Annotated in this window: 11 protein-coding genes; 10 read left to right on the top strand and 1 reads right to left on the bottom strand. The window is 44.1% G+C overall.

Going from position 1 to position 13365, the window contains the following annotated elements:
• The first annotated feature begins 103 nt into the window (after nt 1-103).
• The 10 genes from BLP57_RS06615 to BLP57_RS18850 all read left to right on the top strand — a co-directional run bounded on the left by BLP57_RS06615 (nt 104) and on the right by BLP57_RS18850 (nt 11366).
• Nucleotides 104-1132 carry a sugar ABC transporter substrate-binding protein gene (locus BLP57_RS06615; protein ID WP_092070236.1) on the top strand — a complete coding sequence of 343 codons (1029 nt, stop codon included), beginning with the start codon at nt 104-106 and terminating at the stop codon, nt 1130-1132.
• Nucleotides 1110-2618, top strand: a complete 1509-nt coding sequence (locus BLP57_RS06610) for a sensor histidine kinase (protein ID WP_092070233.1) — start codon at nt 1110-1112, stop codon at nt 2616-2618. Before BLP57_RS06615 ends, BLP57_RS06610 begins: the two co-directional genes overlap by 23 nt.
• Nucleotides 2596-4194 (top strand): response regulator transcription factor, encoded by a 1599-nt coding sequence (locus BLP57_RS06605; RefSeq protein WP_092070230.1) that lies wholly within the window; start codon nt 2596-2598, stop codon nt 4192-4194. Before BLP57_RS06610 ends, BLP57_RS06605 begins: the two co-directional genes overlap by 23 nt.
• A 5-nt stretch (nt 4195-4199) precedes the next feature.
• Nucleotides 4200-5279: a sugar ABC transporter substrate-binding protein gene (locus tag BLP57_RS06600; protein ID WP_412209745.1), complete on the top strand. Its 1080-nt coding sequence runs from the start codon at nt 4200-4202 to the stop codon at nt 5277-5279.
• Between the two features lie 308 nt (nt 5280-5587).
• Nucleotides 5588-6616 (top strand): multiple monosaccharide ABC transporter substrate-binding protein, encoded by a 1029-nt coding sequence (gene chvE, locus BLP57_RS06595; protein ID WP_227588556.1) that lies wholly within the window; start codon nt 5588-5590, stop codon nt 6614-6616.
• An 85-nt stretch (nt 6617-6701) separates the two neighbouring features.
• Nucleotides 6702-8240, top strand: coding sequence for a multiple monosaccharide ABC transporter ATP-binding protein (gene mmsA, locus BLP57_RS06590; RefSeq protein ID WP_092070227.1), 1539 nt, complete (start codon nt 6702-6704; stop codon nt 8238-8240).
• A gap of 4 nt (nt 8241-8244) precedes the next feature.
• On the top strand, nt 8245-9420 hold the full coding sequence (gene mmsB, locus BLP57_RS06585; RefSeq protein ID WP_092070224.1) for a multiple monosaccharide ABC transporter permease: 1176 nt from the start codon (nt 8245-8247) through the stop codon (nt 9418-9420).
• Between the two features lie 227 nt (nt 9421-9647).
• Complete coding sequence (locus BLP57_RS06580) at nt 9648-10439, top strand: ParA family protein (protein WP_092070221.1); 792 nt, start codon at nt 9648-9650, stop codon at nt 10437-10439.
• Entirely contained in the window at nt 10426-10860 is a 435-nt protein-coding gene (locus tag BLP57_RS06575) for a hypothetical protein (protein WP_092070216.1), read from the top strand. Before BLP57_RS06580 ends, BLP57_RS06575 begins: the two co-directional genes overlap by 14 nt.
• Before the next feature lie 176 nt (nt 10861-11036).
• Nucleotides 11037-11366, top strand: a complete 330-nt coding sequence (locus BLP57_RS18850) for a DUF6783 domain-containing protein (protein WP_442855615.1) — start codon at nt 11037-11039, stop codon at nt 11364-11366.
• Here BLP57_RS18850 and BLP57_RS06570 read toward each other — a convergent pair.
• Nucleotides 11281-13002 carry an ABC transporter ATP-binding protein gene (locus BLP57_RS06570; protein WP_092070213.1) on the bottom strand — a complete coding sequence of 574 codons (1722 nt, stop codon included), beginning with the start codon at nt 13000-13002 and terminating at the stop codon, nt 11281-11283. The genes BLP57_RS18850 and BLP57_RS06570 overlap by 86 nt on opposite strands.
• Nucleotides 13003-13365 lie beyond the last annotated feature (363 nt).

The following is a 13365-nucleotide window of genomic DNA, read 5'->3' as shown; positions in this document are numbered from 1 at the left end:
TAACATGAAAGTGCACAGAAAATCCATGCCAAACAGTGACTTTTCTGTGAAATTATGATAAACTGAAACCCGGAATGTTTTGTGAAACAGAATGGAGTGTATTATGAAAAAGAAATCAGCTTGCATCCTGCTGGTTTTTGCTGCCGTGATAGTACTTACTTATATGACAGGAGAATCCTATTATAGAGGAATCAGTGAAAAAGCAGGGTTGGATGAACAGGAAGAGAAAATATATAAATACCAGTACGACATGATCGTGGACAGCCCCGATTCCCAGTTCTGGCAGGCAGTATATGACAGTGCGAAGAAAAAAGCAGCTCAGAATAATGTACTGCTTGAGATCATGGGGCCGGACAGAGAAACATCCTATGATAAACTTGATTATATGAATATGAGCATTGCGGCCAAGGCGGATGGTATTATCCTGCAGTATAATGGAGAAGCCGGTCTGGAAGAAGCAATCAATACTGCAGTAAGAAACGGAATACCGGTGGTTACAGTCATGAGTGATGCGGTGCACAGCCGCCGCCAGAGCTTTGTGGGAGTCAGCGATTATCAGCTTGGCATGGCTTACGGGGAAATTGTTGCCAAATACGTGGATGAGAACACGAAGAAGATCCTGATTCTGCAGAAACGGGACATTGATGATATGAACGAAAGTCAGATATACACTCAGATCAGCAATGCGGTGAAGATGGCAGCTGGTTCTGAGGATATTGAGATCAAGGGAAGGAATCTTCTGTCAACAGGAACCTTTGAAACAGAGGAGGCAGTTACTGATATTTTTCAGCAGAAGCGGAATGTTCCGGATATCCTTGTGTGTATGGATGAGGAGACAACGGAGTGTGCAAGACAGGCAATTCTGGATTTCAACCTTGCAGGAAAAGTGAAGATCATTGGTTATTATACATCTGAGGATATTCTGGCGGCAGTTGAAAAAGGTGTTATTTCAGTTACCTGTGATGTGGACACGACCCAGCTGGGACAGTACAGTGTGGAGGCAGTTACCAGCTATATAGAAGATGGAAGAACCAATTCTTTCTACAACGTAGACATTAATTTTCTTGACAGAACAGCAGTGAAGAAGATGAGGAGGGAGGCAGTCACAGATGAAAAAGATCCGTTGGAGTGACTTTTCTCTTGTAAGCAAGATCATGATCGAGGTTGGCGTGCTGGCAGTTTTACTGTTCAGCATCAACATGCTGTTTTATGCGCGGATCAACAACTCCATGCAGGAGATGGATGATGTGTATGCCAGCAATGCCCAGATCACAGAGCTTGGGCAGGTTTTTGACGATGTGCAGGACAGTATGTACCAGTATCTGAAGGTAAAAAACTCTCAGGCACTGATGGATTATTATCAGAATGAGGCGAAATACAGGCAGGAGCTGGAGAAGTTAAATGAACGGAATATTGATGATTCCGTAAAACTTCTGGAGAAGAAGATACGTAAGATGTCAGAATCATATCTTTACTGTACCGCAGGAACTGTAGCTGCCAAGAGAGGCAGGAATGTGGAGAAATATAAGCAGGAATATGATGAAAGTCTGGAGCTTTATAGTTATATCCAGAGTTCTATGGATGAGCTGAACAAGCAGCTTTTTAAAGAAAATTCCCAGACTTATGCAGCTCTCCGGGCGGTTATGAGATATCTGGAGATCAGTAATATGATGATCATGCTTCTGGTGGTGATCTGTGGGATGTTCCTTCTGATCATGGCAACAAGGGAGATGTTCCTGCCGCTGACTAATATGGCAGAAACTGCACAGCTGGTAGGTCAGGGGAATTTTAATGTAAAGATGCCCCCAGCAGATTCCAGGGATGAGCTTGGAACGGTAACAAGAGCCTTTAATACCATGGTGGATAATCTTGGTCTTTACATTGCCAGGACAAAGGCCAGCATGGAAAAAGAACAGCAGATGATAGAGAGGGAGCTTTTGATGGAAACACATCTCAAGGAGGCACAGCTTAAGTATCTCCAGTCTCAGATCAATCCGCATTTCCTTTTTAATTCCCTGAATGCAGGAGTACAGCTTGCAATGATGGAGGATGCAGAAAAAACCAGTATCTTTGTGGAAAAGATGGCAGATTTTTTTCGCTACAATGTAAAGAAGGGTGAGGAAGATGCCACACTGGAGGAAGAACTGGAGGCTGTGGACAATTACATTTATATTCTGAATGTACGGTTTGCCGGGGACATCCATTTTTCAAAAAAAGTGGAATGTGATGTGGAAAATGTACGTGTTCCCAGTATGATCCTGCAGCCGGTTGTGGAAAACGCAGTCAATCATGGAATCCGGAATATAGATTGGGAAGGACATATTGATCTCAGTGTGGAGAAATGGAACGACCATATTGAGATCAGTGTTCGGGATAACGGACTGGGCATGACCGGAGAACAGATACAAAGAGTACTGTCAAAAAAAGTCCACAGCAGTTCAGGCGAGGGTGATTCCACGGGAATTGGAATGAATAATGTGATCAGCCGTCTGGAACTGTATTATGAGCGGGACGGATTAATGGAAATATACAGTGAAGGTGAAGGAATGGGAACAGAGGTAGTGATTAATATTCCTCTGGAGAGGAGCGAAAAAAATGTACAGAATCCTGATTGCTGATGATGAGGGGATCATGCTGGAATCCCTGAAAAATATTATAAGTTCCAACTATGGAAATGAATGTGAGATCCATACAGCCAAGACAGGCCGTGTGGTTGTGGAGGAGGCGGAGAAATATCCGCCGGATATCTGCTTTATGGACATTCAGATGCCGGGCTTAAGTGGAATCCAGGCAATCCGGGAAATTCAGAAATTTAACAGATCTGTGGTCTTTGTGATCATTACAGCCTATGATAAATTTAATTATGCCAGGGAAGCGGTAAATCTTGGAGTTATGGAATTTCTTACCAAGCCGGTAAACAAAAAGGTGATTCTGGAAATATGCTCCAAAGCTATGGAAAAGGTAGATTCCACAAGACAGAAGCGAAGCGATGATCTCCGTATCCGTGAAAAGCTGGAGACAGTTGTACCCATGATCGAAAGCGGATATATCAATAATATTCTTCTGCAGGATGATTTTCAGACATATCAGGATAATTACAGGGAGCTTCTGGATATCCGGGAAGAATATGGATATATGATTGTGGCTGAATTCGGGGATTCCACGGAAAATGGTGTTCTTACCAATGCGGTGGGGGCCAGTGTGAAGGCAAACAAATTTTATTCCACATTCCGGGAAATCGCTCAGGGATTTTTTGAATGTCTGGTAGGACCCATTATGGGAAACCGTATTGTACTGCTTGTTCCATACCGTAATTCCAGGGAGTCCTATGAGGAACGTGTGGAGGTTGTAACAAGAACCAGAAACATGGTACATAAGCTGGAAAGCAGGATCGACAGTAAATTTCGCTGTGGTATCGGCCGGGTGAAGGAGATGGGAAGCACCATGAAAGAATCCTTCAAGGAGGCCATGATCGCACTTCGGGAAAGCACCAGCCATGTTATACATATTGAGGATGTTCCGGCTGCACAGAAATATGACGGCGAATATCCAAGAGATTTGGAACGTCGCTATGAAAAGCGGGTGATGGATAAGGATGTGGCAGGAGCTTTAAGCTGTGCCGAGGAATTTATCCGGTGGATGGAGAAGCAGCCGGGAGTAGATCTGGAGGACATGCGCATCAAGATCCTGGAGCTTGTGATGGGAGTGGAAAAAAAGGCCTTTTTTGCAGGTACCGTGAAATATGCGATCAGCTGCCGCAGAAATTATATTCATGAGATCCAGGAATATACAGATATAGAAGGAATGAAAAAATGGTTCCTGGGCAAAACATCAGAAATCTGCAGTAACATGGAAAGTGCAAGGGAAAAAGAAGCGGTTTCTATTATCGAAAAAGCAAAGTCCTATATTCGGGACAATTACAAAAAAGATATTTCACTGGATGAGGTGTCACGGGAGGTGGATATCAGCCCTTATTATTTCAGCAAGCTTTTTAAGCAGGAGACCGGAGGAAATTTTATCGAGTATCTTACAGAAGTGCGGCTTCGGAATGCAAGAGAACTTCTCAAGGATTCAGGGCTTTCCATCAAGGAGATCTGTGCGGAATCCGGATACAGCGACCCCAATTATTTCAGCAGGATATTCAAGAAATACGAAGGCGTGACACCAAGTGAATTTAGAGAGAAGTTGAGGTAGACAATATGAGCGGGGGGAAAATGATCAGGAAGCTGTTGATCTTGCTGTGTCTGTTGACATTGATGCTGAATGGCTGCGCTTCCGAAAAAACAAAGCAGACAGCTGCACAGGAAAACGATACAGAGGAAGACAGTGGTGAAAAGAAAATTCAGATCGGTCTTACAGTGGATTCTTTTGTTATTGAGAGGTGGATTCGTGACAGGGATGTATTCGTGGCAACAGCAAGGGAGCTGGGAGCGGAAGTGAATGTTCAGGATGCGGGAGCAGATACAAAAGAGCAGATCAGCCAGATTGACTATTTTATCAAGAAGCATATGGACGTGATCGTGATCATTGCCAGAGACTGCAAAGCATTATCTGAGGCTGTGGAGCGTGCCCACAATGCAGGAATCAGGGTGATCTCCTATGACCGCATGGTAAATGATGCGGATACAGACATGTATATTTCCTTTGATAACCGGAAAGTCGGAGAGGTTATGGCACAGTCCATGATGGAAGCGATCCCTGATGGCGGAAAGATTTTTATGATCCAGGGATCTGCTTCAGATAACAATGTGGACATGGTAAAAGAGGGATTTGAAGACACTCTGAAAAACAGTGATCTGAAGGTGGTTTACGAAGCCAACTGTGAGGGCTGGGTCGCGGAGCTGGCAGCAGATTATGTGGAGGAAGCACTGGAAGAGTATCCTGATGTAAAGGGAATCATGTGCGGAAATGATGATATTGCCAGCCAGGTGATACAGATTCTTGCGGAAAACCAGCTTGCCGGACAGGTGATCGTGGTAGGCCAGGATGGTGATCTGGCTGCATGTCAGCGTATTGTGGAAGGAACCCAGTACATGACAGCATTTAAATCTATCGAAGATCTGGCACGCCAGGCAGCTGAATATGCGGTGAAGATGGCAGAAGAGGGAAAGATTTCGTCAGATGTGACAGATACCATGAACGATGGAAGCTACGATATCCCGGCGAAGGTGCTGGAACCGGTTGCCGTTACAAGGGATAATATTGATGAGGTGATCATTGACGGCGGTTTCCACAGACGAGATGAAGTATATCTCAATATAGATTACGATACAGAGTAATGCAGAACAGATTGCATACCGGCATATATGTGGCAGTAAAATTCTGCAAGTAATGTGGCAGTGTATCCATATGCGCAATAATACACAATTATGACAAAAATCAATAGCAGATTTTTGGTGCAAAAATGTCTTGCCTGATGCAGGGCATTTTTCTTTTGCAAAAAAATGTCTCTGTCCTTGCCAACTATGTCCAGACAGTCCTGTGCTATAGTAACATCATCGAAGGAAACGTGATTCCAAAAACAAATAATGAAACGGAGGATTTTACAATGAAAAGAAAAATGGTATCTGCACTTCTTTGCGCAACAATGGTAGCTGGTATGGTGGTAGTTCCGGCAGCAACAGCACAGGCAGCAGACAAGAAACTGATCGGTGTTACCATGCCGACCAAGGATCTCCAGAGATGGAACCAGGATGGCGATAACATGAAGAAAGAGCTGGAGGCAGCAGGATATGAGGTAGACCTTCAGTATGCATCCAATGATGTAAGCACACAGGTTTCCCAGCTTGAGAACCAGGTAGCAAACGGATGTGACCTTCTGGTTGTGGCATCCATCGATGGAAGCAGCCTTGGCGAGCCTCTGAAACAGGCCAAAGAAAAAGGAATTCCGGTTATCTCTTATGACCGTCTTCTTATGAATTCCGATGCAGTAACCTATTATGCAACATTTGATAACTACAAAGTAGGTCAGAAACAGGGCGAGTACCTGGTAGATGCACTGGATCTTGACAATCAGGACGGACCATTCAATATTGAGCTGTTCACAGGAGATCCTGGCGATAACAACTGTAACTTCTTCTTCGGTGGTGCAATGGATGTTCTCCAGAAATACATCGATGACGGTAAGCTGGTAGTAAAATCCGGTCAGACAGAGTTCGAGCAGGTTGCTACAGCTAACTGGGACAGTGCAAAAGCACAGGACAGAATGGATACTATCATCGCAGGTAACTACTCTGACGGAACAAATCTTGACGCAGTTCTCTGCTCCAACGATTCCACAGCCCTTGGTGTTGAGAATGCACTGGCAGCTTCCTACACAGGAGAATATCCGATCATTACTGGTCAGGACTGTGACACACCAAACGTTAAGAACCTTGTAGCAGGAAAACAGGCAATGTCTGTATTCAAAGATACAAGAGCTCTTGCATCTGCAGTAGTAAAAATGGTTGACTCCATCATGAAAGGTGAGGAGCCGGAAGTGAACGATACAAAATCCTATGATAACGGAACCGGTGTCATCCCGACATACCTTTGCGATCCGGTTGTTGTTACAACAGATAACTACAAAGAGATCCTGATCGACTCCGGATACTACACAGAGGATCAGATCAAATAATCAGAATTTTTAAGAAAGAAATTTATCACATGCAGGCGGGGAATATAACCGCCTGCATGAACAGTGGAAAGGGAGGGAAATTGAGTTGGCTAAGATACTTCTGGAAATGAAAAATATCACCAAAACTTTCCCAGGTGTAAAGGCACTGGATAATGTTAATCTCCAGGTCGAGGAAGGCGAGATCCACGCACTGGTAGGTGAAAACGGTGCCGGTAAATCTACATTGATGAATGTATTAAGTGGTATTTATCCGTACGGTTCGTATGAAGGAAATATTATTTATGATGGTGAGATCTGTAAGTTTAACACTATCAAAGACAGTGAACATAAAGGAATTGTAATCATCCACCAGGAACTTGCTCTGATCCCGTACATGACTATCGGGGAGAACATGTATCTGGGTAATGAAAGAGGCAAAAGCTTTTCCATCAACTGGAATGAAACTTATGGAGAAGCAGATAAATATTTGAAAATAGTAGGACTGGAGGAATCCTCCAGAACTTTGATCAAGGATATTGGTGTAGGTAAGCAGCAGCTGGTTGAGATCGCAAAGGCACTTGCAAAGAATGCAAAGCTGCTCATTCTGGATGAGCCTACCGCATCACTGAATGAAGATGACTCCAAAGCTCTTCTGGATCTTCTTCTGAAATTCAAGAAGCAGGGAATGACCTCTATCATCATTTCCCATAAATTAAATGAAATCTCCTATGTAGCAGATAAGATCACAGTTATCCGAGATGGATCTACCATTGAAACACTGGATAAAAATAAAGACGATTTTTCTGAGCAGAGGATCATTCAGGGAATGGTTGGACGTGAGATGACAGACCGGTTCCCGAAACGTCCAAATGTAAAGATCGGCGATGTTTCCATGGAGATTAAAAACTGGAATGTTTATCATCCGCTGTATACAGAACGTAAGGTGGTAAATAACGTATCCTTTAAAGTACATAAAGGAGAGGTTGTCGGTATTTCAGGACTGATGGGAGCAGGACGTACAGAACTGGCTATGAGTATTTTTGGCAAGAGCTATGGAACTAAAATTTCTGGACAGGTGTTCATGAACGGAAAAGAAGTGAAGCTGAATACAGTTCAGGAAGCCATCGACAACAAGCTTGCTTATGTTACAGAGGATCGAAAAGGAAACGGGCTGATCCTTTCCAAGTCCATAAAGATGAACACTACGCTTGCAAACATGTCCGGTATCAGTAATGGAAAAGTGATCGATACGGATAAAGAATACGCAGTTGCTGAGGAATACAGGAAGAAACTGAAAACCAAGTGTCCGACAGTTGAGCAGAATGTCGGAAACCTGAGCGGTGGTAATCAGCAGAAGGTCCTTCTTGCAAAATGGATGTTTGCAGAGCCGGATATTCTGATCTTGGATGAACCTACAAGAGGTATTGACGTAGGTGCCAAATATGAAATCTACTGTATCATCAATGACCTGGTCGCAGCAGGAAAATCTGTGATCATGATCTCTTCTGAGCTTCCGGAAGTGCTTGGAATGTCAGACAGAATCTATATCATGAACGAGGGCAGATTCGTAGGTGAGGTAAGTGGTGAGGAAGCTACATCTGAGCTGATCATGTCCAGGATCGTGAAGTCAGGTAAAGGAGAGTAAGAAGATGGAGAAAAAGATTAGTTTTTCAGAAATATTAAAAAAATATACCATGGTCATTGTTCTGGTATTTGTTGTGATCATGTTTTCTGTGAACACAAAGGGCGTTATGCTTCTTCCGCAGAATGTAAATAACCTGGTAGCCCAGAATGCATATGTATTTATTCTTGCAACCGGTATGCTGTTCTGTATTTTAACAGGTGGTAACATCGATCTGTCAGTTGGTTCTGTTGTATGCTTTGTTGCTGCTGTCGGTGGTAAGATGATGGTTCTCAACAGTATGAACCCGTATCTCACTATGATCGTGATGCTTCTTGTGGGTATTGCCATTGGTGCATGGCAGGGATTCTGGATCGCTTATGTACGAATTCCTCCATTTATTGTTACTCTGGCAGGTATGCTTGCTTTTCGTGGCCTTTCCAACGTAGTTCTGGAAGGACAGACCCTGGCCCCGATGCCGGATGCTTATCTTGCTCTGTTCAATAACTATATTCCGGACTTCCTTGGTGGAGGTGAAGGATTTAACAGAACATGTTTTGTAGTTGGCATTATTGTCTGCATCGTCTATGTTGCACTTGTTATGAAAAACCGTGCAGACCGTGCAAAAAAAGGCTACAGTGTTGAGTCTTTCGGTGGTGTTGCAGTGAAGATGGTTCTGATCTGTGTAGTTGTTCTTGCATTCATGTTCAGACTTGCTCAGTACAAAGGTATCCCGAATTCCCTTCTCTGGGTTGCAGTGATCATCGCAATTTATACATACATTGCTTCCAAGACTACAACAGGTCGTTATTTTTATGCAGTTGGCGGTAATGAGAAGGCAACAAAGCTTTCCGGTATTGACACAAACAAGGTTTATTTCCTTGCTTACCTGAATATGGGCCTTCTGGCAGCTATTGCAGGTATGGTGACAATGGCCAGACTGAACTCATCCAACCCACAGGCAGGTACAAACTTCGAGATGGATGCGATCGGTGCATGTTTCATCGGTGGTGCTTCTGCTTATGGTGGTACCGGTACAGTTCCCGGTGTTATCATTGGTGCCCTCCTTATGGGTGTTCTGAACCTTGGTATGAGTATCATGGGTATTGACCAGAATATCCAGAAGGTTGTCAAAGGTATGGTTCTTCTTGCAGCCGTTATCTTCGATGTTGTAAGTAAGAGAAAATCCTTTATCGTAAAATAATAAAAATGAATGAAGTTTAGCAGCAGGCTTTCGGAAAGATCTGAAGCCTGCTGCTTTTTGTATAGGAAATTATTTCGCAACAGGATTCTTTTTTTGTTGTTGTTTTATGTGAGAGTTTTTTGCCAGATTTTGTGGTTTTATGGGGGATATGCTTGTTTTTGGGAGAGCGTTATATTATAATAAGGGAAAGTTAGTGATTTACGATTTTGTGTTGTCGGGAGGCTGTGATGGGAAATACAGTGACGATTTGTTTTGCGAATAATAAGGGCGGCAGCGGGAAGTCTACCAGCTGTTCCAATGTAGGTGCGGCACTGGCCGGTATGGGGAAGAAGGTTCTTCTCGTGGACGGCGATATGCAGCTGAATCTTTCCCTTTCATTTTTTGATGAAGAAGAAGTTCTGAAAATGGCTGCCGGGGAAAAAAATCTCTACTATGCCATTGGTCATCAGTCGGATCTCAGCGATTTTATCGTGCATACGAAGTATGAGAATCTGGATCTGGTTCCGTCGTCTACGCTGATGAGCTCCGTGGAATATGAGCTTTTTACGAAATGGCAGAGAGAATTTATCCTGCGGAAATGCCTGCAGAAGATCAAGGATTCCGGGGTGTATGATTACATTCTCATCGATGCACCGCCGACTCTTGGCGGCTGGGTGATGAATATCCTGTGTGCATCGGATTACGTTCTGGTTCCAGTGGAGGCCAGCCCGTGGGGCATGTTTGGGCTTGCAAATATGTTTGATTTTCTGAATGAGGTCCGTGAGATCGCTCCGGCGCTTCAGGTTCTGGGAATCGTGGTGACCAAGGCAGATGCCAGAAAGAATTATTTCAAACAGACCATGGAGACTTTGAAAGAGATGGAAGGAATCTATCTTTTCGAATCCTTTATCCGTGTGGACAGCTCTATCGAATGGTCACAGGACAGCAGCGAGCCGGTTGTGGAATTCAAAAAAAGCAGCCGCAGCGCAAAAGAATACATAGCATTGGCAGAGGAGGTAATGGATCGTGTCAGTAGGTAAAGCAAGCATCGCAAGAGCAGTAAATGCAGAGAAAACAGCAAAGACAGAAGAGAAAGTTACAGAGGTAAAAGTGACAGAAAAGCCGACAGAAGTAAAGACAGAAACAGGAGAGAAAGCTGCTGAAAAAACAGTCGAAAAGAAAACCACAGCGAAAGCTCCGGCAAAGAAGACCACAGCAAGGAAAGCAGCCACAACAAAAACAACAGCAAAGAAAACCACCACCAGAAAGACAACAACACGAAAAACTGCAGCTAAGAAAACAGCCGCCGCAGAAACCACAACAGGAACCGTAGCTCAGAATGTGATCAGTGGAGGAAACGCTGATGAACTTCAGGCCAAGTTCCTCACCCCAAAGAAAGACGAGCCGGACAACAACCAGCCGGTAGGAATCAAGGATGAGCTTCCGGTTTATCTGCTGTAATATTTGCTGAATTTTTTGAAAAATAAGTAACAAACAAAAAAGACTGCCATATATCCACATCATTTGTGATATACAGCGGTCTTTTATTTTTATCCCATAATAATCCCAGTGGGACAGCGAAGCGCCTCCCACGTCCGTACGTCACAGTCATCATTCAACCCATTCTGTCTTGATGAATCTGGCGTGCCCAAGAGGGTGGGAGCTTTAGCGCTGGGACGAAAAATCATTCCAACAAGCTGCACGCCCCAAACTGCGGAAAATCTGTCCCGAATTCAGTTGGCGTAGCCCGCTACGCCGCCCTCATCCGAAACAGATTTTCCGCAGTTTGTGACGCACATCTTGTCGAAAGCATTTTTCGTCCCAACGCTAGGAGGGTCTTCGGGCTTCGCAACTTTGAGATGACCCTCCCTCGTATCTTATTTACATATTGTAATACGCAGCATACAATCCATTCTTCTCAAGCAGCTCAGCATGTGTACCGCGTTCAGCGATACCATCCTCTGTGATCACAATGATCTCATCCGCATCACGGATCGTAGAAAGCCGGTGCGCGATCGTAATGGTAGTACGATTTTTTGAAAGTTCCTCCAGACTCTTCTGAATCCAACGTTCGCTTTCGTTATCCAGAGCGCTGGTGGCCTCATCCAGGATCAGGATCGGAGGATTCTTAAGGAATACACGTGCAATGGAGATCCGCTGCTTCTGTCCGCCGGAAAGGCGTGTGCCACGTTCTCCGACATAAGTGTCGTATTTATCCGGAAGCTCCATGATAAAGTCATGGATACTCGCACATTTGGCGGCTTTGATGATCTCTTCATCGGAAGCTCCGGGCTTTCCGTAGGCAATATTATCCTTGATGGTTCCATCAAAAAGATAGACATCCTGCTGTACCATACCGATCTGGCTTCGAAGGCTCTTAAGAGTCAGCCCGCGGATATCCTTTCCGTCTACAGTAATGGAACCGCCGGTCACATCATAAAATCTGGGCAGGAGAGAGCAGATCGTGGTTTTTCCGCTTCCGGAAGGTCCCACCAGGGCAATGGATTTTCCTGCCGGGATATCAATAGAGATATCGGAAAGCACAGGAGTTTCATCATCGCTATAATGAAAAGAAACATGGTCGTAACGCACATGTCCTTTCACGTCCGTAAGCTCCGCAGCGTTGTCTGCATCCCTGATCTCGGATTCTGTTTCCATCACATCCAGGAAACGGCGGAAACCGGAAAGACCCTTCTGCATCATTTCCACAAGTTCCACCAGGATCTGAATGGGGCTGATAAAGATTCCGATATACAGGGCATACATGGCAAGATCTGCAGTCTGCATTTCACCCTGAGCGATCAGATAACCGCCGTAAACAAGAGTTACCAGGTACATCATGCCCTGGAAGAAAAGATTGGAACTCATGAAACTTCCCATGCAGTGATAATTATCTCTTTTGGAAACAAGGAACGCTTCATTGCTTTTCTTAAATTTGGCACGTTCGATGTCCTCGTTTGCGAAGGACTGCACCACGCGGATTCCGGAAAGCGTATCCTGAAGACTGGCATTTACATCTCCGATCTTACGACGGTTTTCCATGAAGGTTTCCTGCATTTTTGCATTCTGGCGGAAGGAAAACACAAACATTACGATCACCAGGAGGATCAGCGGCAGTGCAAGCTTCTTGTTGATAAAGAACAGGAAGATAAAAGCACCGACGATCTTTACCAGAGAGATAAAAAGATTCTCAGGACCATGATGTGCAAACTCGGAAATGTCAAAAAGGTCACTGACCAGCTTGCTCATCATCTGACCGGAATTATTCCTGCTGTAATAGGAAAAAGACAGCTCCTGGTAATGGTCAAAAAGCTCCCGGCGCATATCACGTTCCATCTTTGCACCCATCATATGTCCCTGATAGGTTACATAATATTTGCAGAGACTTTGCACAATGTACATAACAAAAAGAGAAGCTGCAATCACAGGGAGGGCATGAAGAATAATATCCTTATCCTGTGTAAAGAGAGTTTTTGTCATAGTACGAAGAATCTGGGGATAAGCAAGATCTACCAGACTGATAACGGCTGCACAGATCAGGTCAATAAAAAAGACCGCTTTGTACGGGCCGTAGTAGTGGATGAATTTCTTGATGGTATTCATCGGAAAAGTACCTCCGTTTTTATGAAATGTATAGTGTTGTCTGGGCAAAAAACATTGCTGCCGGACATTCTATGTTCATCTTATCATAAGTAAGAATAAAGTCAAGATAAGTGAATTTCCGGTCTGTTTCGTTTCTGCATACTTTCTGAGAATAGAGGCTATATGGCTGCTGTTCACAGGTAATATTCCGCGAGGGATTGCTGGCAACGGAGCGGATAGTGATATGAGGAGATATCTTTTTGGGAAAAAATCAAATTACTCCTTGACACAGAAGAACAAAACCCGTATAGTGTATTTCAGATTTGGTGTGTAACTGATAAGCAGGCATTAACCAGTCATAAATGTTATTATTTGACGTTTATG

Origin of the sequence: Blautia sp. SF-50 (assembly GCF_900101315.1) — a bacterium.
In the GTDB taxonomy this organism is placed as follows: Bacteria; Bacillota; Clostridia; order Lachnospirales; family Lachnospiraceae; genus Blautia_A; species Blautia_A fusiformis.
The sequence above is the reverse complement of the archived record's forward strand: the minus strand, read 5'-3'. Positions and strand labels throughout refer to the sequence as shown.